We start from the raw sequence: 26,456 nt of genomic DNA, 5'->3' as shown, positions 1-26,456 counted from the left end.
TCGAAGACCCTGTCAGCGGCTAAAACGGTTTCTTAATTAAAAAATATTAACTATTTCAAGCCGCTGACAGGGTCTTCGACCGTACGACGGCCCGGCGCTGTCAGGGCGTTCCCAATCCAGATGGCGATGAAGCCGATAACGAAGGTGCCGGAAAAGGCAAATATCGCGGAGCCATACCCGCCCAGCGCCGTGACCAGGGTGCCAATGAAAAAAACCGCCGTTGCCGTAACCAATCGTCCGATGTTGAAACAGAAACCGGTAGCGCGTCCTCTAAGCTGGGTTGGGAATAAGTCGGGCAAATACGCCGACATCGTGCCCTGACTCATGCCGAACAGCAGCGCCAGCAGGGCGATTTCAACATACACGAGGGGCGTCAGAACCGAATTGGTTTTGAACACCACCGCCACCATCACGAAACAAGCGGCAAACACGAACAACATCGTTCGGCGGTGACCAATGGCTTTGACAACAAAGCCGGACAGGATTCCCCCGATTACGCCCCCGCTCCCCATCAGCATCATCGACAAACCGCGTGCTTTCTGCGCATCGCCGATCACCAGACTCTGCACCCAGGTCGGCACCCAGGAAAAAACCGCCCATAAGCCCACCAGCATGGAGCCGAACGCCAGTGAACCCAGCCACAACGACCGCCGGTAGTGCGGATCGAACAGACTGATGTCTGCCGATGCCGCTTGCCGGTTCACCTGCTTCCAGCCTTCGGGTTCCTGCATCAGACTGGCAATCAGCAGCCCCACCAACAGCGGAAGTCCGCCAATCCAGAACGCCTGCCGCCAGTCCGGCAGCAGATTGTTGACCAAACCGGACAGCATAATGCCCACCGGAAACGCGACGGCCAGAATCCCCAGCGCAACCGGACGGTTACGTTCCGGCCAGATTTCGGCCACGATAACGGTGGTCAGGACCAGCACCCCGCCAATGCCGAAACCAACGGCAAACCGCAACAGGACGACCGTGATCCAGTTGGGCGCAAAAGCCGTCAGCAGCGTGCAACCACCGTATAAAATGACCGCGCCGACCAGCGAACGCACGCGCCCCAGCCGGTCACCGAAATAGCCGAAACTCATCCCGCCCAGCATCCAGCCGTACAGGAACGTTGCCCCGATATAGGCACTGACCCGGTCGAGTTCGGCTTTGTCGGCCTGACCGAGCAAATCGCGAACGACCACCGGCAGGTATGTCGACATCAGCGTCGAAACCGTTCCGCTGAAAATATATACCAGCATACAAAGCGTGAATACCAGGCTTCGGTAAGCCACTGTGGGCTGGGCAGTTGGGACTTGAATCGTTTCCATGTTAGCGCATGCCTTGGTCGAAGGTCAATGATACATAGTACAAGCCGCCCACAGCCGGCGAGCCATACGCCTGCACGACATATTGGTTCGTCAGGTTACTGGCTCCCAGTTTTACGGCGGTTTTCAGCGACGGCACCCGGTAGGTTACCTGTGCATCGAGCAGGCTGTAGGCCTGAATCCGGCCCGGACGAAGTTCATTGAACGAACCGACCCAATCAAAGGCATCCTGCCAGTGCCAGGCCACGTTGAAGCCGAGGTTTTTGGCGATGTTCCGATTACCGACCGTCACATTCGTTTTGTACCGGGGCGTGTTGAACGACGGAATATTGTTCGGATTGGCACCTTTCAGATTAAAGTCCGACCAGGTTCCGTTGCCGCCGATCGTGTAACCGCCCGGCACGAAATAGGTCAATCCCAGCGTGGCACCCTGTGCCGACACCTTGTCCGACGCGTTGGTATAGAGCTGAAAAACCTGGTATTTAGAGTTCAGAATGTCCTGCGCGGCTGCGGGGTTGATTTTTCCGTCGCTGCCCAAAACCGGGCTGTCGGGCCGGATAACGACCTGATTCAGAATAAAATTCTGGTATTCTCCGAAGTAATAATTCGCATCAACCGCCAGCCGGTTGTTGATCAGGCCCCGGTAGCCCACCTCGAAACTTTGCACTTTTTCCGGTTTGATGTAAGCGACATTCGATTTCTGTAATTTATCCTTATTATTTCCAACGGCCTCCTGGGGCGTTTTGCCCGACTGCATATCGGCCAGAAAACCGTTTACAAAACCGCCCACCGTCGGTGAGTTGATCGAATTTTCGTAAACGTTCATGCCCGCGCTGTTGGAAGGTGCCCCACCCAGGATGGTGATCGGGCCGACATTGAGTTTGATAAACTGGTCGCTCGGCGTCGGGTTACGAAAACCGGTCTGAAACGACGCCCGGAAATTATGCGCTTCCGTGGGCGAGAAGACGATCGACGCGCGCGGGGTAAAATAACCGGCAAAATTCTGGTTCTTGTCGTACCGCCCCGAAACCGTCAGTTTCAGTTTGTCGGCCAAAAGTCGCTGACTCGCCTGCAAAAACGCCCCGTATTCATAGTACAGAATCCGTCCACCTTTGTCATCGAACAGGGTTCCGTTCGTGAACAGGCTGTACTGGCGAAAATTCCCCCCGGCGAGCACTTCGGTTTTCGACAAACCCGCCTTTTCCAGCGCCGATGAGAAATTGTACTGGGCATCGGTATGGTGCATTTTGGTCTGGCTCAGAATACCGGCACCGGCCAGGCCCTGAATCCCTTCCAGCCGTGCTTTCTCGCGGTTAAATTCTGCCGAACCGGGCAAATACCGTCCCTGATCGGCAAACGCGCGGGCGGCTGCGTGGTTGGCCGCCGTTATACCCGATGCTTTCCCCTGATAAGCCGTCGTGTACCGCGTAAACCACATATCGTCGGCCTGGTTGGCCGGAACAACGTTTCCGCTCAGGTCGCGCACCCAGGTCCGGTCGATTTGCTGACCCAGCGACCGGGTGTTGAATGAATCGTGCGAGTCTTCCTGATTGGTATACCAGCGAACAAAATAATTGGCTCCCCGCAACTCAATCCGGTGTTGCAGCAACGAAAAACCGTTGACCGAAAACCGGTTGCTGCCCGTATAATTGGCCGTTCCCTTGGCGTAATTGTACGAATAGATCGCTTCCAGATTCGGTGTAATCCGGTAGTGCAAAGCGCCGTTCAGCTTCAGGCTGTAGACGTTATAATCGGTCAAATCGCGTTCTTCGTAGCCGGTGCGGGCCACTTTGCCAATGCCGGTGATTGTGCGGTTTACCTCATCGCCGTAAATGTTCAGTCCGTTGTACGCCGGATTGTTACGCCCTTTTTGTTCGGTCGGGGTGGTGGCATCCACATCCGTGTAATCAGTCGCAAACCAGTCCAGCCCTTTCATGTACGACACATTCAACTTGAAAGCCAGTTTGTTATTGAAAGCCTTCGCATACCGCAGCGCGTAATCGTGGTAGAGTGCCGCGCCGGTGTTCGGATCGTTAATGTGGTTGACGCCGACTTTGGCCTGGGCGCTCAATCCCTGATACTGAAACGGATCTTTGGAATGCATCAGCAAGGCACCGTTGAAAGCCGCCGGACCATACAGCGCCGAAGCCGCACCCGGAACCAGTTCGACGCTTTCGACGTCCAGGTCCGACAAACCGTACTGGTTTCCAACCGAAAATCCAAAACCGGCTGGCTGGTTATCAATGCCGTCGATCAGTTGCAAAAACCGGCTGTTACCCGTGCTCGCAAAACCGCGCGTGTTGATCTGCTTGTAGGTTAGCCCGCTGGTGACCATATCGACGCCCTTGAGGTTGTTGATACCCTCGTAAAAACTGGCCGAGGGCGTTTCACGAATGGCCCGAATGTCCATTTTTTCGATGCTGACGGGCGCTTTCAGGATGTTTTCTTCCACCCGTGAAGCCGCCACAACGACGTCCTGCAACACCTGCGTACTGACTTTCAGCGCAACGGCAACGGGCTGGTCGGCGTTGGTCACCGGAATGACCTGTCTTTCGTAGCCAACCATCGTAACGATCAGCGTCCACGGCCCCCGTCGGTTGGTTGCCAGGCTAAATTTGCCGTTGGCGTCGGCCACCGTGCCCGACAACTGGTCTTTCAGGACGACGGTAGCACCGGCCAGCGGGGCTTTCGTGTCGGCGTCGGTCAATGTTCCCGACAGGCGGGTTTGCTGGGCGACGGCCACGCCACTCAGGAATAAAGCAAGGCAAAGACTGAATAAGAACGTAAACGGTTTTTGATACATGATTTGGTTACGGTTTTTGAGATAGTAGTGCTAGCGGGGTCCGGCAAAGCACCCCTTTTTCGTCTTTGAATTCGATTTTTTTAAGACTGATTTTCTCCACCTGGTCGTTGCCTTCGGTCAGCCGGAGAAACTGGTTGGGTTTGATGTTGCGGAAAACCTGCTTTTTCCCGTTGGCCTGCCACTGAACTTCGATTTCATCAATGACGGTCGCCTTCCCGATGCCGATTTCCCGGCGCAACGGAGAGGCTCCAAAGCTTCCGCCCGAATTCACATCGCGGTAAACGCTGCGCAGGACGCCGTTTTCCCGGAAGGTCACCCTGACCCGGCTGCCAATGGCGGCCCGGTTGGTGCTGGTGCCCTGGAGCGAGAGGCAAATCCAGTTGTTGGCATTCTGGCCCGGATTCAGGAATAACGAATTGGGATAAATGTCGCCAATGTAGGCCCCACCCATTTCAATGAAGATGTCCTGATCCCCATCGTTGTCCAGATCGGCAAAGGAAACGCCGTGGCCCTTCTGAACATTCCCGACGCGGGCCGAAGCCGTCACATCGGCAAATTGTTTACCGTCTAGATTTTTAAATAATTTATTGGGAACCAGCGACCTGTAACTGGGGTTACCCGAACCCAGGTACATATCCAGCCAGCCATCGTTGTCGATGTCGCCAAAATTGGCACCCATCGAGAAGACGGTTTTCCGCACATCGGCCGATGCTGCAACGTTGGTAAATGTGCCGTCCTGGTTGTTGCGGTACAAATAGATCGTTCCGTTGGCACCTTCCGGTTTGTGCAGGGCTTCGGCGGCTTCGTAGAAGGAAAGGGCTTTGTGGAAGGTGTAATCGCATACGAAGATGTCCAGCCAGCCGTCGTTGTTGTAGTCCCAGAACCAGGTCGTAAACGAATTGCCGTTTTCTTTCCGCAATCCGGCCTCATCAGAAACATCTTCAAAATGCACGATTCCACCCATCATGCCCTGGTTTTTTAGCAAATACCGGTTGCCGTCCATCGTTGACAGAAATAAATCCGCCAGACCGTCGTGGTTGTAATCCCCCGATGTCACTCCCTTGACATAGCCGACAATGGCGCATCCGGCTTTTTCCGCAATTTCCGTGAACGTGCCGTCGTGGTTGTTGATGTACAGTTCGCAGGGGTGGGTTTTCACGACAGACATCATCGAACCCGACGTTTCGTTTCCGATGAATACGTCCACCCAGCCGTCGTTGTTAAAATCGTTCCAGGTAGCGGTTTGGGTGGGATGGAAAGACAGCAGACCGCTGACGGTGGTTACATCAGTAAACGTGCCGTCGCCGTTGTTTTTCAGCAGCGAATTGGGTTGTTCCCCAAATTTGCCCATCCAGGCCCCTCGCAATACGAAAATATCGATCAGGCCGTCGTTGTTGTAATCCGTCTGGGTCAGGTTCAGGCCGCCGGTGATGCGGTGTAGACCCGATTGCGCCGACTGGTCACTGTACGTGCCATCGCCGTTGTTTTTGAAAAAATGCATCGGATCTTTCAGCCCCCAGGCCGAAGTCACCAGATCCAGGTAGCCGTCGTTATTAAAATCCTCGATGATGACGCCACCGGCCATGTTGCTGGTGTTCAGTTTGAGCCCCGGCGCAATGTCCTGAAACGGCGCAATCTGGTGGGTCAGGTCGGTCATTTTCGGAATAAACCACTTCGCTGGCACTTTCGACGGATACTGACCGAGAGTCATGTAAGCCAGGTTCACTAACCAGCGCGATTCCAGATCATCAGGGTATTTTTCCAGAATTGTTTCGTACAGTTCAATTGCTTTTTTCGAACCGGTCTGAATGGTATGAATTCCCCCGCCCTGAAGCGGCAATACGCAGGATTCCACCGAATGCAGACCAACGCAATTGGTCTGCTCACCCAGGCGCAGGTACGCCATTGCGAGATCGGTCATCACCAGTTGCGTTCCCCGCGTATTCCCCGTATCGATGTGCTGAACGATATCTTCCAGTATTTCAATGGCTTTCTCTTCCTCGCCCAGCTTCAGATACGCATCCGATTTCGCGAAATTGTACATGATCCGCTGCTGTTCGCCGGTAACGGTTTTCAGCTGGGAATTGGTGTAGTTCAAAACCGCTTCCGGACAGAAGCTATTTTCAGGATCGCTGTATTTGACGGAAAGCTCCTGTAAAATCTTAATCATCTCCTCGTGCGACGACGGTTTCTGCTGGCAGCCAACCAGCATCCCGATCAGGAGGGTCAAAACTAAAAACCGGTTATATACACTCTTCTGGATCATTTGAGTAGGCGTTAACCTGTGACGTATGTGGATATATTCTCAGTGAAAAACCAGCTTTTCAGACCCGTGGCTCCGCAATTCCGAACCGTCCGGACAGACCTCTGTCAAAGACTGGTGTTTCAAATCACAAAAGATGCTACGATTTTTGCGGAACTGGGAAACCGTCTTTCGGACGCAAGTACCCGTTCACAATGCGCTCGCCCAGCCGCTGGTAATACGCCGGATCGGTTGGGGTCACGGTGGCCATGCCATCTACGTACTTGTTGTACAGACAGAATAGCGCCGTAATCAAAACCGTGTCGTGAATTTCCCGGTCGGTGGCTCCGGCCTGCCGGGCGCGTTCGACGGCTTCGGGCGTTACGTCCTTGCCACTGTTTTGAGCACGGGCCGCAATGGCCAGCAAAGCCTTCATCTTCTCGCTGACCGGGGCGGTTTCGTAATCCTGCTTGACGTGCCAGGCGGTTTCGTTTTCGCCCAGCAGCAGGTCGGCGGCTTTCGTGTGGGCTGCCGTACAAAACCGGGTCTGATTCCGATTCGACACCAGGGCCGCAATCAGTTCGCGCTCACCCGGTGACAGGGTCGATTCTCCGCGTAGCAAAATCTGCGTCAATTCCCGGATGGGTAAAGCCGTGTCGAGCCGATACTCGAGCAGGCCGGTGATTCCCGGCAAATGCTCAGGAAGGGGTATATGGGGCATTTTGGTAAGGTCGAAAAGGTGATAAACAGAAAACCGATGCGGAATAAGACTTACGCGAAGAGTTGTTCTTCCGCCAGTCTTGTCCCCTCAACACGCGCTTTTATTTTCGCAAAAGCGGTTTCGCGGCTGGTCGAAACATCATCGGAAAACGGCGAGAAACCGCAATCGTCGGTAGTTCCGAGTTGCGCCAGTGGAATGTATTGGGCCGCTTCCAGCACCCGGTCGCGTACTTCTTCGGGCGTTTCAACCACCGGATTCAGCACGTCAATCACGCCGACAAACACGAACTGGTTGGATTTCAGGTTTTCCCTGATCGCTTTTAATACCTTCCCCCGATCGGGTTCACTCGCCAGCTGGAGGTAAAAATTCCGGACATCCAGATTGAATAATTCGGCCAGCAGATCGGCGTAATCGACATCGGCACTGTGCGTCGAATCCTGATCACCACCGGGGCAGACGTGAACCCCGATCCGGGCTTTTTCTTCTTCCGAAAACCGGGCAAGCACCTGGTTGTTCAGGGCGATAAAATGACGCAAAACGCCACCCGACGGGTCCAGTTTCAGCGATAACCGGCCTTCCGTGAAGTCGATCTGCACCTTAGTAGCACCGTTATCCAGGCAGCTGCGGATGTCTTTTTCGGCTTCGTCGATCAGGTCGCTGATGAATTCGGGCTGCGAATAGCCTTCAATGCCGTCGGCCGGATAGATTAAACTCAGCGCCGACGCGGAGATAACTGCCTGTTTCAATGGCATATCCGTACATGATTTCGCCTTTGCCAGGTAGCTACCGGCAAATTCGCCGAAACGAAACGGCGTTTTTTTCAGCAAGGGTAATTGCCGGAAATGGCCATCCGCAAAATCAATTCGCATACCTCCCGGCACAATCATATCGGCCCCGCTTAAGGGATAGGTAGCAAAGCTGGATTTGGTCTGTTCGCCATCCGTCAACACCGGCGAACCCGTGTTTTCGAGTTCCAGCAGGGTCTGCCGAACGGCTTTGTCGTATAAAAGGTCCAGTTCTTCAGCGGGTACTCCCGACTGAATGGCCTGAATCAATTCAATGGGGCGGGGTATACTCCCTATGGATTCCGTTTGTAGCTTCATAAAAGTCTGGTCTATCGCACCGGATATTTCCGGCACGCGATTTACAACTTGATTCCCAGCGTCAACACCCCGGACCGACCGTCAGACGGCCAGATTCCCGGACCCGGATAGAATGTCGGGCGTTTGGTGAAGTACGAGGTATTCAGCAAATTATTGACACTTCCCCGCAGGGTAAAGTGCCGACCAATGCGCCACGTCGCGTTCAAATCCCAGATTCCGTAGGCCGGAACCGGACCTTTTGAGCCATTTGGCAAGGCAACCGGTGTATTCAGGGCGTCGGAGTAGGTTTTGCTTACGTAGCTAAATTGGGCCGTCAGACTAAAGGTTCGGTAACGGGCCGTCAATCCGTTGCGGCTGGTCCAGCGCGGAGCCGATTCGACCTGGTTGCCATTGATGGTTTTGTTATCCGTGCCGGTCGAAACGCGGGCGTTGGTATACCGGGCGTCGACATAGGCGGTGGATGTAAAGCCGGTCAGGGCAAACTGGTTGGTCCGGATAAACTGGGCCTCGATCAGGGTTTCAACTCCTTTCGTGCGGCTGTCGCCTACGTTCGTGCGGAATACGGTGCTCTGGCCATCGGCATTGTTCAGAATCAGGCTTCCCAGGCGGTTTTTGTACGGCAGATAAAAAGCCGTCAGGTTAACGTGCAGCGCGTTCCAGTATCCGTCCATTCCCACTTCGGCGTTAAAACCGGTCGCATCCTTCAGGTTTTTGTCCACCTGCTCATACACCGAGGTCGGAATGATGTCCTTGAAAATCACCGGGCGATAGGCTTGTGACCAGCCGCCGTAGAACTTCAGTTCCGGGTTGACGCGGTATTGGGCGTTGACGCCGAGCAGCGCAAACCGGTGGTCGATGTCGTTCGGCAGATTCAGCGGATCGTAGTAACTGATGGTTCCCCGAAGCTTGGTCAATCCGCTTTCGACCCGAATACCGGGCGACACGGTCAGCTTCTGCGTCAGGTGAAACTGGCTTTCCGCAAAAACCGCCAGGTTGCTGGTGTAAAAATGCAGATCGCGGGTAAACGGTCCGGTAATCGACAAATCGAAATCCGAGCCCGTCGTGCCTTTGCCCAGTTGCCGCCGGTTGAGGTCGTTGTTCATCATCTGAACACCCACCACGCCGGTTGCCGACACATTCCCAAGGTGGTAGGAATGCAGCAGACGCAGTTCAGACGTATAGCTATGAAACTTGTCGATATCGACCTGCCGGTTTCTGGGCAATCCGGTTGCTTTGATCAGGGTGTCGGGCACGTTGGCCAGCGCATCGAACATGACGCTGTTGCGGGCACCCAAAACCGCCGACGCGAGTCCCATCAGCCGGGTCCGGTCGGTGATTTGCCAGTCCAGTTTCAGCGAAGGCACGTAGATATCGGGATTGAAATAATTCCGACTGCGCGTTGCCTGACGCGGATTCTGGGCAAACATCTCTTCGGTCAGCGGCCCCGGAATGCGAAATGTGTATTCCGAACGGCCCAATTCCGCGCTGATTTTCAACCGATTCGTAGCCTGATATTGCAAACTGACAAACTGCGCCTGGGCGTTGGAGGTCGCGTTGTCGCGGTAACCGTCCGAATGCCGCCGGTAGTAATAGCCGTAGTAAGTCAATTTGCCAACCCGTCCGCCGATGGCGTTGTAGGTGCTCCGCAAACCGTAGGAACCCACCGAATTGATGGTCTCAAAACCAAAGCGACGCGTCGTGTCGCCCGATTTTGTCACGTAGTTCAGCATACCGCCAAACTGCGCCCCGTATTGCAGCGAAGCCGTTCCGCGCACCATTTCAACCCGCTCGATGCTTTCCATTGGAGCCGAATAATGGCTGGCCGGATAGCCGTACATGTCCGAATTGGTCAGAATACCGTTCTGGCGAATGTTATACTCCCAGGACCGGTGCGGATCGAGACCCCGCGTGGCGACGTTCATCTGGTTGCCGGTTCCGTCCATGTCGTAAACAAACAGCCCCGGAATTCGGGCGAACACCTGCCGGGCATTTTTCTCCGCGATGTTGGCGTCGACTTCGGTCAGCCGAATGACTTCACTCCGTTTGCCACCCAACAGGTATGTTCCCTGAATGTCGGGCAGCGACTGGGTCAGTCCTTCCCGCATACCGGTCACGTTCACTTCCTGAAGCATCCGGGTTCGGACGGAATCGGCCGGTGCTTTCCGCGTTTGCGACTGGGCAAAACCGGGCACTAACGAACTCAATACCAAACCGGTAGACAGGCTTAACGTAATTAAGCCTTTTTTATCGACCATCATACTGTTTGATTAAAAGCCCGAACCGTCGGCTTTACCCCGTGCAATGGCGTATTTACCGACTTCGGTGCCTGCTTTCAAACCTTCCGTACAATCAAAGCGATAGTGAATCAAACCGTAGATCCGCGACACGGATGCTTCCTGGGCCTGTTTGTTAAATGTTTCAGCCTGATCCGGGAAGATGTAGCCCAAAACCGTTGCCGCAGCCGCCGAAAATGTCGAGTGTCCGGACGTGTAAGACGGAAAGTTGGGCAAACCAACCGAGGTTTTCACCTTGAACTGCTGCGGACGCGGATAGTAGTAGTAATACTTCGTGTCCCAGCAAACAATGGCGGCATCCATCTCGGCGGTTCCCAGCAGGGCCAGCGTACGCGCCATCCGAACTTCGCTGTGTCTGGCTTCGTAGCTCACGTTAGCCGCCGTCCGGTGCCAATGGCCGGGGGGCGTGTAGCTCCCGGCACCATCGGCCCAGTAATTGGCAATCCGTGCCTGTTCCCGGGTCTGGTTTTTCTGGATGTTCTGCAACTCCTCCAGGTCCCTCTTGAAATCCGGGCTGTCGAGTGCCGGTGGTGGCACGGCGCGCAGCGCAACGACCGTTGCCTTGTCGAAGTTCCAGGTCATAACGGCTCCGTAGTTCGGCAGCATCGGCGGGCGAAGCGGTGTTTCCTGGCTCACCCAGGCTTCCCGAAGCCCCCGCGCTTTAGCGTTTTCAATCATTCCAGCCGTTAACGCCTGGTTGTTGGCAGCCGCCATACCATCGGTTTTTGCGCGGGCCATTACTTTGGCAGCCACGGCATTACCCAGGTCCACCCCCGCTACCAGATCGCTTTCCACGTTCATTCCGGCCAACAAACGGCTTTCCCGGTGTTCCTTCAGTTTAGCTTCCAGAAAAGGAACCTCGCCGGGAAACATCGCCTTCAGAATCGTCACCGAAGCCGCGGCAACCACGGCATCTTCCGACGGGTAGGTCGGAATCGTGGAAACCGGTAAGGAAACGGTGATCGTGGCGTCGGTTTTGGAAGGAGCCGCGCGGTTGAACTTGTACTTGTAGTTCCAGGCAGCCACCAGCGCGTCATACTGCGCCACGCTCAGGTAAGCCAGCGCACGGGACGCATAAGGCGGATTGGCAAACGGAAATTTCGGATCAGCCAGCGGATTGGCCGCGTCGGGCACCGGATACTTTCCCTCGGCATTGTAGGCCGGTGGAATGTTGTAACGGGCCGCCAACTCGCGGGCAATTTCGTTCCAGCGATACACGGCTCCGGTGCCCCAGTACGTCACGGTTTCCCGCTGCTCCTTCGTCAGGCTGGCCGATTTCTGTTTCAGGCTGGCCAGTTCCGCGATGTATTCGGGCGAAGAAACCGCTTTCGGCTCGGCCACCGGGATTTCGGAGGAAGACGTCAGCAGGTACGTTTTCCAGGTACCTGCTTTTTCATCGGCCGAAGCGGGCGCGTAAGCACTGCGTTGCGGTTCGTCAATCGTTTTGTCACAGGCAGCCAGAACAGCTACCAATCCCAATCCAATACCTACTGTCTTTATACAATCAATATACTTTTTCATGCGATTACTTTTGTTAACGAGGGTCAAAAACCGGCCATTTCTGATCTGGCCCGGCTAACCCATTACTGGTTTTTCCACAGTTTGAACTGGTACAGCACGCCCACCATCAGGTTTGTACTCTGTCCAACATTCCGTCCGTCGGTCACGTAGCCAACGCGCGCATTCACGCCAATTTGTTTCGGCTGGAATTTACCGTAAACACCCACCGTCGTAGCCTGCATGTTGTTGGTCGGGAACGGCATGTCGTGCCGGCGAATGTAGTCGCCGTGGGTGCAGGACGTCCGTTCGGCCCACAATTCAGCCTGCCAGCCTTTCCGCAAAACGCCCAGGCGCAAACCCATGTCATACGCATTTGGCACGCTCACTTCGTGGGAGTTGTAAACCCGGTCGTCGGCCTGATAGGCATCCCGGTCCACCTTGATGTTGCTACGCCACGAATACGTGCCGTGGGCGTTGACATAAATACCGGTTTGGGGATGTTTGTAATTGGCGATCAGGCGGCCGGAAACCGTCCGGCACTGCAAACCGATGGACATGGGCAGAAAATCCGGAACGTAGTTGCCAACCGGCACCGAGCCCCCCACCACGGCATGAACCGAAAAACCGTGGGTGTTCAAAACCCGGTATTTCAGCCAGCCCGACAGATCCTGAAAGCCTTTCTGGCCGAGCAAATTCCCGGCGCTGGTTTGGGTCCAGACATAAGGCAGACTCAGGATCACGTTGAGGCCTTTGGCAATACCAATTGCGGGCATCACCATCACATTCTGCGTGGTGTGTGTTCCGATGTTGGAATTTGAACGTTTGAGCGAATTTTCCCAGTACTCCGTCCAGGTGCTGCGGCCATACATCGTGGCCACGCAAATCTGACCTTTTCCCATGTAAATGGCATCGTGCGGCATTTGTGCTTTCACCTCGCCCGTTAGTAATACGGCACTGATAACCAGTAATTTGATAAAATTTTTCATTGCATAAAAAAGTGGATACGTGTCGGAAAGACAGCTCATTGTCAATCGATCAGCGAATCAGGTAAGCGTGCTGCGCACTCCGGCGAAAGCTGGATATGTTTTTACCGAAATCCGATCCATCTGATTGATAGACTGGATTTCCCGCACGACCTGAAAGCTGGTCTGACGAAAAACCGTTCCTGAGGTCAATAACCGCAGTTGAAGATTTACCCCGGAGTCGGCGCTCCGTTCAGCATCAACACCTGCTGGCTTGACTCAAATAAATTGGAAAGAAATGGATGATGAACGCAACCGCGTACAGTACTGAACTGCTATCCTTCACGAATCGCAGGTAATCAGCCAATTACGTCAGTTGGATATCAGGAAAGAGACTCCGGTGGCGGAGAAAAAACCGGTAAGCTCCGGCTCGAAAGATAAGAGGTAAAGGAAGGAATTCGCGCGGCTTTCTCGGTCCAGTCGTACAGAAAGAACCAGATGCGGGCGCGGCTAATGGGAGAATAATCCTTCAGAAATAATTTAAGGAGGTTGCTTGCTTTTTTGGCGGTTTCGGAAGTGCCGGTGGCAAATTGCTCTTTCACGAACGAAAGCAAATCCCGCTGAAAAAACGATTTGGTTTTGTTAACGTAGCCGGAAATGTGCAGCGTGTCGCCCGTTACGTCCAGTTTGACAATTTCATAATAACTGCCCCGGTATTTGAAACCCTCCGGTTTTTGTTGCGTCAGAATGGCTTCGTTCGGGTGTTTCTGGAGCGGTATCTGAAACTCAACGATGTGATCGACAGACGAATAAACCGTTAATCGCTCCGATAATTCGTGTTGTTCCTGCCACTGCACGCTGAACAGCACCAACAGATGCCCCAGCATGTGGTAAAGCAAAACGACGAATAAACCGAACGAGATAAACCGTTTCACAAATCTTTGTTTGGCAAATTTTACTCAAATATACTACATCCTTGAAATCTTACTACTTTTTGTCAATATTTTCAAGTTGTTTTTCCGGACTTACCGGACAGTACGTATGCCGGTAAAAGTAACCCAATATAATCCGTTCAACGGTTTTTTCCAACGACGCGCCTGAAAACCGGTTTCTCCGTTTACCGAGCCCGTAAAAAAATGTCGGCTTTGAAGCCATCCGTGCCCAGTTCGCGTCCCAGAAACGGATTCTCCCTGGCGTCATTCACACTCAGCAGAGCAGCCGTTTCCAGCTCATCCGCCGAAAAAGGGTCATTCTTTCCGGGTGATCCTCGCCTTTTCCGTACGGAAGGCTCCCCACTTCGATCAGCTTTTCCGGTTGGCCAGAATGCCGTTTTTCCACCGGATGGTTCCAAACCGGTGGCTCCGCGGACCCGAAGCAGCGTATTGAACAGATCAATAAAAACCGCTGGCTCAATATGGAGTGTACAACCAAACCATCAGGTCGTCTAATCGGAAGGTGGCGCTGTAGGTAACCTGAAACAGATGCAGATACCGGTGGTCCCGGTGCGGATTTCGAACCAGATTCTGGAGCATATAACCCGCTTCGATCCGACCGGTTTTGGCGGTGGTGTACCCAACGCCAACGAATGACCAGTTTTCTCCGCAAAATGCGTTTTTGGAGCTAATCGGGCTGTTGGTAGCCCCGGTCAGGCATAGAAAAAATTCGTGGGTTGCCGAAAGAGAAAAACCTTGTTTCTGCTTTTTTAAATCGTACAAAGGCAAATTATACCCTAGTTGATACCGGAATAAGGTAGCTTTTGACTGAATATCCGTCTTTTTATTCAGCGGATACCGCTCTTCGTACCGCAACCGATGCGTCAGACGACCGATTGGCAGGGGGTGATTGTAGCCCGTTTGCGCCCAAAGGCGGTTTTCGTTAACCCGCAGCCCAAACAGATTGTGACGGGCGAAGGCATACCCCAGGGCGGCAGTCCAGTCCGGTTTTAGTTTGTAAATGATTCCCGGTTGAACGTACAGTTGCAGCTGCGTGGCCGGATAATGAACATTCTCAACGGTTTGGTTAAAGGCGTCGACCGTCGACGACGCCAGGACGTTGTACAGAAATTTCGAGTGGATCGTACCGGTTTGGGAAACCGACGGAAAAACCCCGAAAAAATGCAGCGGTTGAGCCGCCAGTCCATGAATCGACAGCGTCAACAAAATCACGAAAACAGGCTTCATGGTAAGACAGGAGAACGGAAATTGCTCTACACCACTCACCAAAAGCTATGCCAGTTTTAGGACCATTATTGAGCAGCCAGGTCGACCGTTACTGAAAACCGGGTTGGTGACATGGTCGGACCGCTGTAACCGCCCCCTCCTCCACCGTAGCCATAGCCACCGTAACCTCCGTATCCACCATACCCGCGACGACCGTACATCCCCCCCATGCCACCCATGCCCATGTTGCTGGAGTTCGACATGCTCTGTTTGGGTTTTTCGGCCACGCCGGATTCAAAACCGATGGCCAGCGGAGTGCCCGGTTTGGCGTTGATCAGGGCCAGGGGAATGGTGAATTGATACACCAGCCGACCGGCTTTGTCTTCCAGATGCCCGGTAATTCCGGATGGGTCGCGGGAAGCCGGAACCAGCATTTCATCATCTGCCACCAGACGGATGAGTTTCATTTCGATTTTCCGATCGATCATCTGCTTCATCATCGTCGATTTGTCGGTCGGACCGGCTTTGGGGCCCATCGACAGCGGCCGACCCGTAGCGGGGTCCATTTCTTCCGCGAGCGGGAACTGAATGCCTTTCCAGTTTTTCCGTTTGCCCTTTTGATCGAGCCAGATGGTGCTGCCGAACAGCAGGGATTTGAACTGATCCTGATCGCTATCCAACTGGATGGTCAGGAACAATTTATCGGCGTTGTTGGTCGCAACGACGTGAACCTTAGCACCTTCCATGTACACTTCGTTGGGCGCAGCTCCTTTGCCAGTCGTGGTGTCGGCAGAGGCTTCTGCGACGGGTGCCGCGGCCCAGATGCTTTTCACCGATCCTGATTTTTGACCAAATGCCACGGTTGCCGTCAAAACAAGCGCCGTGCTGATCAATGCGTTTAGTTTCATTACCTGAGTTGAGAAATAGTTGAGAACGGGTTTGTAACTCGTTCTGATAAGGCTTGCTAAGGTACAGTTTTTTCAACCGATCCCTTACAAATAAACCTGTAAGGTCTCCAAGACCTTGCAGGTTTGGATTTACTCTTACTGTTGGCTTTTACTTATAAATAAACCTGCAGGGGTTGGGCGGCCCCGTCTTTAAGACCTTACAGGTCTATTAGACAGCTACCGGTTCGTCAACGGCTTTCTTTCTGGAAACCGCCCACAAGCCGATGTACGTAATTAAGCCATTGAGAACCAGCCGTTCAAAACCAAATTTGTAGCCATTGAACCACTCGGCTGAATGGTTATTGATGAACAGCGTCAGGAACGGCGAGGCCAGGCAAATGAACGGCACCCAACCATCCCGAACGGGCCGTTTGGTGAATAATCCGAAGGCGTATAAGCCCAGCAGAGGTCCATAGGTGTAACCGGCCAGATCGAAAACCGCCGTGACCACATCCTGACTATTGAGTTGGTTGAAGACAATAATGACTAGGAAAAACAAGACCGAAAAACCGATGTGTACCCAGTGTTTGATACGCGCCCGCTCGGTTTCAGGGCGACCTTCCACGTTCATGAAGTCGATGCAGAACGAGGTGGTCAGCGCGGTCAGGGCGGAGTCGGAACTGGCGTAAGTGGCCGCCGTAATTCCCAGTAAGAATGTAATTCCAACCACCAGACCGAAGTGATTGAGCGCCAGCAGCGGGTACAAATCGTCGGATTTGGCCGGGATGGCAATGCCTTTGGAATTGGCATAAATGTAAAGCAATGCACCCAGCGAGAGGAACAGGAAAACGACGATGGCGAAGGTTGTCGTAAACCAGAGCATGTTTTTCTGCGCTTCGCCGATGTTCTTGCAGGTCAGGTTTTTCTGCATCAGGTCCTGATCCAGCCCGGTCATGACGATCGCGATAAAAACGCCGGAAATGAATTGCTTGAAGAAGTTTTTCGGATCATTGGCGTCCCAGAAAAAGATCTGGGAATAATCGCTTTTCGATATGGTCGAAACCATTTCACCGAATGAGAGGCCCAATTGCCGCGAAATCAGGATAATGGTTAACACCACGGCCGTCACCAGAAACGTGGTTTGCAGCGTATCGGTCACGATAATGGTTTTAACCCCACCTTTGAACGTATACAGCCAGATCAGCAGAATGGTGATGCCCACCGACACTTCAAACGGAATGTGGAAGCTGTTGAAAATCGCGATTTGCAGCACCCCGGCGGCAATGTACAGCCGGATAGCCGAGCCCACCGTCCGGGCCAGCAAAAAGAAACCCGCCCCGGTTTTGTACGACCAGAATCCGAACCGCTTTTCGAGGTAGCCGTATATCGAAATCAGGTTCATTCGGTAATAGAGCGGCATCAAAACCGTAGCGATGACGTAGTAGCCCACAATGTTCCCCAGAATCACCTGAAAATAGGAAAAAGCCTTGGCGCCCACGGAGCCCGGCACCGAAATAAAGGTGACGCCCGACAACGAGGTACCGATCATCGCAAAGGCCACCAGGTACCAGGGTGTCTGGCGGTTAGCGGTGAAAAATGTATTCGTATCGGCTCCTCTGGCAGTATACCAGGAAACCGTGATCAGCATGGCAAAGTAGGCAATTAATATCGTTAGCGCGATGTTGGGATTCATACCGGACGGGGCAACTTTTTACGGATACAATGGGTTATAATTCCGGAGGTTTGGTTAATTCTCCAGATTGAAAAAACGTGGCAAAAGCAGCTAAAATTTCGTAAATTTGCTAAACAAACAAGAAATTCCGTGTAATGCAACCGTTCGAAGAAAATGACGTCGAGGTATTGGAAGAAGTTGTTGATACCGACCTGTATAACCTGGTGGTTTTCAACGACGATGTGAATACATTCGATCACGTGATCGATACCTTAATTGATGTGTGCGAACACACGCCCGAGCAGGCTGAGCAGTGCACGATCATTATCCACCACAAAGGAAAATGCCGGGTCAAAAATGGCTCCTGGGAAGAACTCGTTCCAAAGCGTAACGAAATCTGCCGCCGGGGTATTTCCGCTGAAGTTTTAAAATAATTGAGTGAATGTGCGATTGAGTGAATTAGTGAATAAAACTCAATCACTCATCCGCTCAATCACTCATTCACTCAATTTTTCATGGAGTTTCCTTCCAAACTGATAGAAGACGCGGTCAACGAAGTATCCAAACTGCCGGGGATCGGGAAAAAAACCGCCCTTCGGCTCGTGCTGCATTTGTTGAAGCGGGATGAAGAACAAACCAAAAGTCTGGCCGAAACGCTGGTGGCCGTCCGGTCGAAAGTCAAGCACTGCCGGAAGTGCCACAACCTCTCGGACCACGACCTGTGCGGAATTTGCGCCAGCCACAAACGGGACCGTTCGCTGATCTGCGTGGTCGAAGACACGCGCGACGTGCTGGCCATCGAGAATACGGCGCAGTACAAAGGCATGTACCACGTGCTGGGCGGCATCATTTCGCCCGTCGAGGGCGTTGGACCCAGCGACCTGAAAATCGACTCACTCGTCGAGCGGCTCCGGAACCCGGACAGCGAAGCGGTGAAAGAAGTCATTCTGGCCCTCAGCCCCACGATGGAAGGCGATACGACGGCTTTTTACCTCCAGAAAAAACTCAAAGGGTTGCCGGTTAAAATTTCCACGATTGCGCGTGGTGTCCCCATCGGCGGTGATCTCGAATACGCCGACGAAGTAACGCTGGGTCGCAGTATTCTGAGCCGGATTACCTACGAATAAAATGCGTACCCACGGATTAGGGTCTGTGGGTACTGAAAATTTCTACTTTATTGCGCACCGGTTTGACGGTTTTCAAATACTCATAAATTGCTCCCAAATCCTGTTCGGTCATTCCGGCATAGAACTGCCACGGCATCACCGTGTTAAAACCGCTCCCGACTTCGGGGGCTTTGAACGTGGCCGGATCGTAGGTTTTAAAGCGCCGGATGAAGTCGGCTTTCGTCCACGACCCAATCCCGGTTTCGGCATCCGGCGTAATATTGGCGGTTTTCAGCAATCCACCCGCCAGCCGGATTTCGGTTCCGCCCGCAAAAGCGGCTTTTTTCGATAAACCGCCCATGCCCCGCCGGGTATGGCAATCACCACAACCGGCCATCGTGACCAGATACCTCCCGTAGTCAACGCCACTTTTTTCCGTCGGCATGGCCTGAAAACGCGCTTTATGCGGCATCATTTTCATCGCCAGTTTGATGGGCGCTGCCGGTTTTGATTTCTGAACGACGTTTTCAACCGGTTCGAGGGTGCGCAGGTAAGCCAGAATGGATTTGGCGTCGTTTTCATCCATTTTTCCGTAATTCGAATAAGGCATCAACGGGAACAGCGGTTTGCCGTCTTTCGAAACCCCGGCCGTCATGGCCAACAGAAACTCCGTATCGCTCCAGTTTTTCAGCGCAAACGGGGTGATGTTTTTGGCGTAATACGTCCCCGGCAACCCGTAGTTTTTCCCGAACTCCTCGCCCCCTCCGCCGAAGGTTCCCGGCACAACCGGCCCGGCCAGACGCGCATAATCCCGTTTCGAATGACAATCCATACAAACCGCAACGTGATTGGCTAAATAGCGACCCCGCTCAATTTGGGCGGCTGTTTTTGGAAGGGAAACCGTGCGAATCCGCCCCGTGGCTGGCGAGTAAGCTTTCGGATGAACACAGGAACCGGCAACGGCCAGGAAAACCGGGGCCAGAAGGACAAAAAAACGATTCATTTCAGGAGCTGTTTACTGATTGGGCAAAAATACGCAACGGCGCGCGTTTCATCTTCACCGGATTACCGCTCTTGAGCGAACGGAAACCGAAACCGGTGTCATTTGTTACAAAAAAGTCGCTTTCTTTGCGATTCGCGAAAACAATGCTCTAAGGGGCGTGTTTTCCAACAAACCGAGTATCTCACCTCAAACCAGTCGGATATGAATCGCAGTGAGTTTTTGAAATTAGCCTTTGGTAGCGCCTTAACCCTGAAAGCCCTCCAGTCATCCGCTTTTGCCGGATCGTTCCAGGCCGAAGGTCCGTTTAAATTAGCCCCGCTTCCCTACGATGCCGGGGCGCTGGAACCGCACATCGACAAGCAGACGATGGAAATCCACCACGATAAACACCACAAAGCATACGTCGACAACCTGAATAAAGCCGTTGCGGGTTCACCGATGGCGTCGTTGTCGATTGACGAACTGGTGAAGAAAGTAGACAGTAGCACGCCCGCGGCCGTTCGCAACAACGGGGGCGGCCACTGGAATCACACCTTTTTCTGGAATATCCTCGGCGCCAACGGCGGCAAACAACCCTCGGGCAACCTGGCTGAAGCCATCACTAAAAAGTTCGGTTCGTTCGACAAACTGAAGGAAGAATGGGGCAAAGCCGCGACGGGCCGTTTCGGTTCCGGCTGGGTGTGGCTGATCGTCAACGGCAAAGACCTCGAGATCGTTTCAACGCCCAACCAGGATAATCCGCTCATGGCCCTCGCCGAGAAAAAAGGCACCCCGGTTTTGGGTCTGGACGTTTGGGAACACGCGTATTACCTGAAATACCAAAACCGTCGGCCCGATTACGTGGCCGCTTTCTGGAACGTAGTCAACTGGTCGAAAGTCAACGAACTATACAATGCGGCCATGAAGGCATAAGCTGGATAATCAGGCTTTTAGACTTGTCGGTTATGAATTTTACGGCCAAACATCCGCGCTGTAAACGCTAAAACCGGTACGTCTGAAAGCCTTTTTTTGTACTTTAGCGCCCGAATCAACAAAGGACATCAACAACATGAGCGACATTTTATACGACCAAATTCCGTCGCTGGATCTGGCCGATTTCAACTCCGGGGATTCGGAACGGAAGGCCAGATTTGTGCGGGATTTGGGAGCCGCGTTTACTAACATCGGTTTTGTTTCGGTCCGGAATCACGGCCTGACGGATGAGTTGACGGCGAATTTGTACGATTCGGTCAAGGCATTTTTCTCGGCCGACGACAACACGAAAAAGAAGTATGAGTTTCCCGAACTGCACGGCCAGCGCGGTTACGTGGGTAAAAATAAGGAAACCGCCAAAGGATTCAAGGTGGCCGATTTGAAGGAATTTTACCACATCGGACAGCCGGAACCGATTGACGGAATGCCGGATAATGTGTTTCCCGACGAATTTCCCGCGTTCAGGGAAAATACACTGGCGACCTACCAAACGCTGGAAAATGCGGGCCGGGCGCTGCTGCGGGCCATTGCCTTATACCTCGAATTGCCGGAAGATTATTTTGAAGACAAGGTTGCCCACGGCGACAGTATTCTCCGGGCCATTCATTATTTTCCGCTCAACCCGGATCTGGTCCAGCCCGGCGCCGTTCGGGCGGCCGCTCACGGTGATATCAACCTCATTACGCTCCTGATGGGCGCCAGCGCCGAAGGGCTGGAAGTGCTGCGTCGCGATGGCAAATGGATTCCGATTACGGCCCTTCCCGACCAGATCATTGTCAACGTCGGCGATATGCTCGACCGGCTCACCAATCACAAGCTCAAATCGACCATCCACCGCGTGGTGAACCCGCCCCGCGAGAAAATGAATAGCCCCCGGTTTTCGATTCCCTTCTTTATGCACCCCCGGGGCGACATGGACCTGACGAGTCTGGAGAGCTGTATTTCGACCGAACATCCAAAGATTTACGAAAACATGACCGCCGGTGCTTTTCTGGATGAGCGCTTACAGGAATTGGGGTTGAAAAAGAATTAAATTCCCGTATCTTTAATTCGAGTAACCCGCTTGTTTTTGTCGCATTGTGATCCGTTTTTTGTAAAATATCTGGTCACAATGCGACAGAATATAGAATTCTCTGTATGGCCTCTTACCTATCTACGCTCTCTCCTATCGCTCCGGTAAGGCGCATACGTTATATTATTTTCCTGAAAGATGTCTATATTCTGGCCTGCACCACCTTTGGCGGCCCGCAGGTGCATCTGGCCATGATGCTCGACCGGTTTGTCAATAAACGCCGGTACCTCACCGAAGCCGAGTTACTGGAACTCAATGCGTTGTGTCAGATTCTGCCCGGCCCCACGTCCACCCAAACCATTACGGCGCTGGGTTTTAAAATTGGTGGACCCAATCTGGCGTACCTGACCCTGATTGTCTGGTCGTTTCCAAGCGTGTTGATCATGACCTCGGTAGCCATCGGAATTTATTACGTGCAGCAACGGTCGATTTCGCTCAATTTCACGCGGTTTATCCAGCCCATGGCGGTTGGTTTTCTGATTGTTGCCGGTTACCGAATCGCCAAAAAAGTAATTTCAAACCAACGGGGCGTGGTTCTGGCGATTGTTTCGGCGCTCGCATCCTACGCATTTCCGTCGCCGTATATAACCCCCGTTTTGCTGGTGGCGGGCGGATTTGCCACGGCTTTTCTCTATGAAAAACACGAAAAGATGGAAAAAGCCCCGATCAAGATTCGCTGGGCCAACTTCTTCCTCTGGATCGGCGTCCTAGTCGTAGCCGCTACGCTGGGTGCCATTACCAAATCGCTGCCCCTCCGTTTATTCGAAAACTTTTACCGCAACGGCAGTCTCGTGTTCGGCGGTGGTCAGGTGTTGACGCCCATGCTGTATAACGAGTTTGTCGAATTTAAACATTACCTGAGTCGGCAGGAGTTTTTGTCGGGGCTGGCCATTGTGCAGGTGACGCCGGGGCCGGTTTTTTCGTTCGCTTCTTACATTGGCGTCCTGTCAATGCGGGCTTCCGGTTTGAGCGGCCAGCTTCTCGGTGGTTTTGCGGCTACCGCCGGAATTTTTCTCCCCGGCACATTCCTGATTTTCTTCGTTTACCGATTCTGGAATCAACTGAAACGGTACCGCGCCGTTCGGGCGTCGCTGGAAGGCATCAACGCGGCCAGCACCGGCCTCACGGCATCGGCGGCCATCTCCCTTTTTCAGCCAATGGCCGAGCACGGGCTATCGGTTTTGGTGGTCGTCGGGACCATTTTGCTGTTGGAGTATTCCAAAATACCGCCTTATTTGTTGATTATTACCGGGCTATTCCTCGGTTTTCTGGTTTGAAACAACCGGTTTCCGCGACGAAAAAACCGCTCGATTAAGCTTATCACGACCGATCCGGCCCGTATGGAAATTTTAGTAACCGGCGCCATCATTGGCTATATCATTTATCTCCGCTATTACGCGGATTTGCGGACGCCATCCGAGAAGGAGCGCGACCAGTTGCAGACCGGCATCAAACTCTATGCAAGTTGTCAGTTTGAGGAGGCATTCGCTTATTTCAACGAAAAGATTCGTGCCAAACCGCAATCGAGCATTGCCTATCTGTACCGGGCCCGTTACCAGCGAATGCGCGGAAATCTACCGGCGGCTCTGGACGATTTACAAACCGCTATCGGCTACGACGACACGGTCGTGGATTTACACCTGGAGCGCGGTCAGATTCTCTTTGAACAGCACGATTATGAAGCAGCTTTTCTGGAATTTGACAAGGCGGTTTTTCACGCACACGGCAACCTGGCAGATCCGTTTCAGTGGCGGGGACTGGCTCTTCAGCAACTCAATCAGCTCCAACAGGCCCGGAACGATCTGGAGCGGGCGCAGGCCATTGTGCAGGAACAAAAAGACGGAACGGGTACTTCTGCAGGCAAAGAGCCTTTTTTCGACCGGCGGTTTTTGTTCAATGCCCTGCTGGTTCTGATCAACAGTTGCGTGCTGCTGTTTGTCATCAAAGAAACCGCCGTTGTCCACTGGCCGTATCTGTTAGCCGCGGTTTCGGCGGCCGCCATCGGTTTTGCGCAGCCCCGGAAAGGCTGGCTGCTGGCGTTGCTCCAGGCCGCTATCTTGTGGATCGGGTACACGTTTTTTACTTCTCCGCCCCAGGGCGGTGGCGACAGGGAACTGGAGTTGTTCTGCCTCTATGGTTCGATCGGCCTGACGTTTGTGGGTAGTTTTGTGGGGGGCGTTCTCAAACGGGCCATGGGAACGTGAACCGGTTAGTAGCGGTTTCAGTGGCTTCGATTCAGGCCGGAAGGTACACGCTGAAAACCGCCCCCTGCCCCGGTTGACTCCTGGCCGTAATCGCCCCGCCGTGGTTGTCTACCACCCGCTGACAAATCGCCAGACCAACACCGGTTCCCGCATATTCGCTTTTGCCGTGAAGCCGCTGAAAAACCTGAAAAATACGGTTTGCGTATTTTTCGTCAAATCCAATCCCGTTGTCCTGCACATCAATCTGGTGATACATCGCCGATTCTTCACTGGGTTGCACCCCGGGTGGTAACTCGCTCTGCGGACGAAGGAAATAGTCAACGCGGATTTGGGGCAATTGACCGGGAGTCACAAACTTAATGGAATTGGCCAGTAAGTTCTGAAATAACTGCCCCAGTTGTGACTCGTCCCCCCGGACCACCGGCAGCGCGTCGACCGTAATCTGAGCCCCCGACTGGCTAATGTTCCAGTCCAGCGTAACAAGCACTTCGGCCATAATGGCTTCCAGCGAAACCGGGCCGAACACCTGCTGACGGGTTGAGATCCGCGAATAAGCGAGCAAATCCTTGATCAGCGTAGACATGCGGGCACCGGCCGCCATGATCCGCTGCAGGTGATCCTTGCCTTCCTCGTTCAGTTGCTCATTCAGTTGCTGGGTAAGCAACGAACTGAACGACTGGATTTTGCGCAGTGGTTCCTGCAGGTCGTGACTGGCGACATAAGCGAACTGTTGCAGGTTGTCATTGGAGCGCTTCAGATCCACGTTGGCCTGGCTCAGGTCGTGGGTTCGGGCGTTCACCCGTTCCTCCAATTCCGCAGACAGACGCCGGTACCGTTCTTCACTCTGCCGAAGAGCTTCCTCCGCGCGCTTACGTTCGGTCACATCGCTGGCCGTTCCAAACCACTCCAGAATCTGGCCCTTCTCGTCCAGAATGGGTACGGCCCGCGAAAGGGTCCACCCCACGGTTCCATCCACCCGGATAATCCGGTGTTCCAGCTCAAACACCCGTTTGTCCGCAATAACCTTGTCGATCGCACTCTCGACCCGGAGCTGATCCTCCGCCGGGATGTATTTCAGCAGCCAGTCGCGGCTGGGCTCCCGGGTATCGGCCAGAAATGTCTTGCCTTCCAGTTGATTCATCTGCCGCCAGTCGGCGCTCATAGTATAGACCACGTCGGAACTGGCCGTCACAAACAGGCGAAAACGCGCTTCACTGGCTTTCAGTGCGGCCTCAGCCCGTTTCCGTTCGGTAATTTCGTCGAACAGCACCGCAAACCGCTCCTCGGCGAACCAAAAAGCCGTCAGGGAATACCATTCATCAAGGGGTTGAAAATATTCTTCCGCCCGGATAGTCTGGCGGGTGTCGATGACCTGCTGATAGGTGGCAAACCATTTTTCGTCCAGTCCCGGCAGAATTTCCCAGGCGGTTTTCCCCAGCGTTTGCGCCGGATCCAGCCCGGTCAGTTTTCCAAACGCGGAATTTACCTGCAAAAACCGGTAATTGATCATCTTGCCGCTGTCGTCGCGGATGGCCTCGCAAACCGTGTAGCCTTCCTGCATGGACTCAAAAAGAGTGCGGTAATTTTTTTCCGATTCTCTAAGCGTCTCCTCGGCCCGCTTGATTTCGGTAATATCGCGGGTCGTACCGGCCACGGCTTCCACCTCGCCCCGTTCATTCAGCACCGGAGCAAACACATAGTCGTAAATTCGTTTGCCAAGCGTGGCGTGGGGAAAAGACACCTCGCCCCGAATGAGCTGTTTGGTGGCCACGACCTGATCGATTTCCCGTTCGTGCATCTCGGCGTGCCAGGGCTCATACCCATTTTCCAGCAGGTTGTTCCCGATCGCATTGTCCCAGGTTCGGCCCCACATGTCGAGCAGCGCCCGATTGGCGTAAATAAACCGGTAGCTCAGATCAAAGACGTACATCAGGTCGGGGGTGCTGCCCGCAATGGCTTCGTAAATTCGCTGCTGCCGCTGGGCCTCCTGACGGGTGGCTGCTTCCCGCTGCTGAGCCAGAATCTGTTCAGTTACGTCCTGCGCCACGCCCGCAAAGCGGTAAACTTCACCGGTTTCTGAAAAGTAACTTCGTCCGTAGAAACGCACCCAGCGCATCTGCCCATCATCGGCGCCCAGCGTCCGGTAAGTTTCATCGAACAAACCGTTCGACCCGGCATTCATCGCCCGCGCCACGGCCTGGGTGACCCGGTCCACATCATCGGCGTGAATGTATTGAATTGCCTGCTCATAGGACAGATGGTTTTCTTTTGCCAGTCCGAATAACGCCCGGCAGCGGTCGTCCCAGAGAACCTGATTAGTAGCAGGGTCTAACTCCCAGACACCCAGCCCAGCCGCCCGGAGGGCAAAATCAATATCCAGTCGCTGGGTAAGCTTTTGGGTTGAGTCTAAAGGCCGTTGATCGCCGTTCATGGTTGAATCACGAAA

Annotated in this window: 21 protein-coding genes; 6 read left to right on the top strand and 15 right to left on the bottom strand. The window is 53.6% G+C overall.

The window, feature by feature from the left end; all coding sequences use genetic code 11:
• Positions 1 to 50 precede the first annotated feature (50 nt).
• From GJJ30_RS10445 to GJJ30_RS10385, 13 genes are all read right to left on the bottom strand, one after another.
• Complete coding sequence (locus tag GJJ30_RS10445; RefSeq protein WP_154175090.1) at positions 51 to 1,313, bottom strand: MFS transporter; 1,263 nt, start codon at positions 1,311 to 1,313, stop codon at positions 51 to 53.
• 1 nt (position 1,314) lies between these two features.
• Entirely contained in the window at positions 1,315 to 4,113 is a 2,799-nt protein-coding gene (locus GJJ30_RS10440) for a TonB-dependent receptor (RefSeq protein WP_154175089.1), read from the bottom strand.
• A gap of 7 nt (positions 4,114 to 4,120) precedes the next feature.
• Entirely contained in the window at positions 4,121 to 6,379 is a 2,259-nt protein-coding gene (locus GJJ30_RS10435; RefSeq protein ID WP_205880553.1) for a CRTAC1 family protein, read from the bottom strand.
• 136 nt (positions 6,380 to 6,515) lie between these two features.
• A complete protein-coding gene (locus tag GJJ30_RS10430; protein ID WP_154175088.1) occupies positions 6,516 to 7,076 on the bottom strand; it encodes a carboxymuconolactone decarboxylase family protein in 561 nt (186 codons plus the stop codon).
• A gap of 50 nt (positions 7,077 to 7,126) precedes the next feature.
• Positions 7,127 to 8,179, bottom strand: coding sequence for a cobalamin-independent methionine synthase II family protein (locus GJJ30_RS10425; RefSeq protein WP_154175087.1), 1,053 nt, complete (start codon positions 8,177 to 8,179; stop codon positions 7,127 to 7,129).
• A 41-nt stretch (positions 8,180 to 8,220) separates the two neighbouring features.
• Positions 8,221 to 10,437, bottom strand: coding sequence for a TonB-dependent receptor family protein (locus GJJ30_RS10420; protein WP_154175086.1), 2,217 nt, complete (start codon positions 10,435 to 10,437; stop codon positions 8,221 to 8,223).
• A 9-nt stretch (positions 10,438 to 10,446) separates the two neighbouring features.
• Positions 10,447 to 11,994, bottom strand: coding sequence for a vanadium-dependent haloperoxidase (locus GJJ30_RS10415; RefSeq protein WP_154175085.1), 1,548 nt, complete (start codon positions 11,992 to 11,994; stop codon positions 10,447 to 10,449).
• 62 nt (positions 11,995 to 12,056) lie between these two features.
• The gene (locus GJJ30_RS10410) at positions 12,057 to 12,959 is read right to left on the bottom strand and encodes a hypothetical protein (RefSeq protein WP_154175084.1); all 903 of its coding nucleotides are present in this window, start codon (positions 12,957 to 12,959) and stop codon (positions 12,057 to 12,059) included.
• 359 nt (positions 12,960 to 13,318) lie between these two features.
• Positions 13,319 to 13,870, bottom strand: coding sequence for a hypothetical protein (locus GJJ30_RS10405; RefSeq protein WP_310588227.1), 552 nt, complete (start codon positions 13,868 to 13,870; stop codon positions 13,319 to 13,321).
• 182 nt (positions 13,871 to 14,052) lie between these two features.
• A complete protein-coding gene (locus GJJ30_RS10400) occupies positions 14,053 to 14,286 on the bottom strand; it encodes a hypothetical protein (RefSeq protein ID WP_154175083.1) in 234 nt (77 codons plus the stop codon).
• Between the two features lie 58 nt (positions 14,287 to 14,344).
• Positions 14,345 to 15,115, bottom strand: coding sequence for a DUF2490 domain-containing protein (locus tag GJJ30_RS10395; protein WP_154175082.1), 771 nt, complete (start codon positions 15,113 to 15,115; stop codon positions 14,345 to 14,347).
• A 65-nt stretch (positions 15,116 to 15,180) separates the two neighbouring features.
• Positions 15,181 to 16,002: a hypothetical protein gene (locus tag GJJ30_RS32180; RefSeq protein ID WP_205880552.1), complete on the bottom strand. Its 822-nt coding sequence runs from the start codon at positions 16,000 to 16,002 to the stop codon at positions 15,181 to 15,183.
• 208 nt (positions 16,003 to 16,210) lie between these two features.
• The gene (locus tag GJJ30_RS10385) at positions 16,211 to 17,674 is read right to left on the bottom strand and encodes a sodium:solute symporter (protein WP_154175081.1); all 1,464 of its coding nucleotides are present in this window, start codon (positions 17,672 to 17,674) and stop codon (positions 16,211 to 16,213) included.
• A 134-nt stretch (positions 17,675 to 17,808) separates the two neighbouring features.
• Between GJJ30_RS10385 and GJJ30_RS10380 the strand changes: the two genes are divergently transcribed.
• Positions 17,809 to 18,087: an ATP-dependent Clp protease adaptor ClpS gene (locus GJJ30_RS10380; RefSeq protein ID WP_154175080.1), complete on the top strand. Its 279-nt coding sequence runs from the start codon at positions 17,809 to 17,811 to the stop codon at positions 18,085 to 18,087.
• Between the two features lie 81 nt (positions 18,088 to 18,168).
• A complete protein-coding gene (gene recR, locus GJJ30_RS10375; protein ID WP_154175079.1) occupies positions 18,169 to 18,780 on the top strand; it encodes a recombination mediator RecR in 612 nt (203 codons plus the stop codon).
• Positions 18,781 to 18,796: 16 nt separating this feature from the next.
• Here recR and GJJ30_RS10370 read toward each other — a convergent pair whose 3' ends face one another.
• A complete protein-coding gene (locus GJJ30_RS10370; RefSeq protein WP_154175078.1) occupies positions 18,797 to 19,762 on the bottom strand; it encodes a c-type cytochrome in 966 nt (321 codons plus the stop codon).
• A gap of 201 nt (positions 19,763 to 19,963) precedes the next feature.
• On the opposite strand from GJJ30_RS10370, the gene GJJ30_RS10365 reads away from it, so the two are divergent.
• The 4 genes from GJJ30_RS10365 to GJJ30_RS10350 all read left to right on the top strand — a co-directional run bounded on the left by GJJ30_RS10365 (position 19,964) and on the right by GJJ30_RS10350 (position 24,010).
• On the top strand, positions 19,964 to 20,674 hold the full coding sequence (locus GJJ30_RS10365) for a superoxide dismutase (protein WP_154175077.1): 711 nt from the start codon (positions 19,964 to 19,966) through the stop codon (positions 20,672 to 20,674).
• 136 nt (positions 20,675 to 20,810) lie between these two features.
• On the top strand, positions 20,811 to 21,767 hold the full coding sequence (locus GJJ30_RS10360) for an isopenicillin N synthase family dioxygenase (RefSeq protein ID WP_154175076.1): 957 nt from the start codon (positions 20,811 to 20,813) through the stop codon (positions 21,765 to 21,767).
• A gap of 104 nt (positions 21,768 to 21,871) precedes the next feature.
• On the top strand, positions 21,872 to 23,083 hold the full coding sequence (chrA, locus tag GJJ30_RS10355) for a chromate efflux transporter (RefSeq protein WP_154175075.1): 1,212 nt from the start codon (positions 21,872 to 21,874) through the stop codon (positions 23,081 to 23,083).
• Between the two features lie 63 nt (positions 23,084 to 23,146).
• Positions 23,147 to 24,010 (top strand): tetratricopeptide repeat protein, encoded by an 864-nt coding sequence (locus GJJ30_RS10350; RefSeq protein WP_154175074.1) that lies wholly within the window; start codon positions 23,147 to 23,149, stop codon positions 24,008 to 24,010.
• Between the two features lie 31 nt (positions 24,011 to 24,041).
• Here GJJ30_RS10350 and GJJ30_RS32305 read toward each other — a convergent pair whose 3' ends face one another.
• Positions 24,042 to 26,441, bottom strand: a complete 2,400-nt coding sequence (locus GJJ30_RS32305) for a PAS domain-containing sensor histidine kinase (RefSeq protein ID WP_170299163.1) — start codon at positions 26,439 to 26,441, stop codon at positions 24,042 to 24,044.
• Positions 26,442 to 26,456 lie beyond the last annotated feature (15 nt).

Source organism: Larkinella terrae (genome assembly GCF_009668025.1).
Lineage (GTDB): Bacteria > Bacteroidota > Bacteroidia > Cytophagales > Spirosomataceae > Larkinella > Larkinella terrae.
Note: the sequence above shows the minus strand (reverse complement) of the source record. Positions and strands in the feature narration are given on the sequence as shown.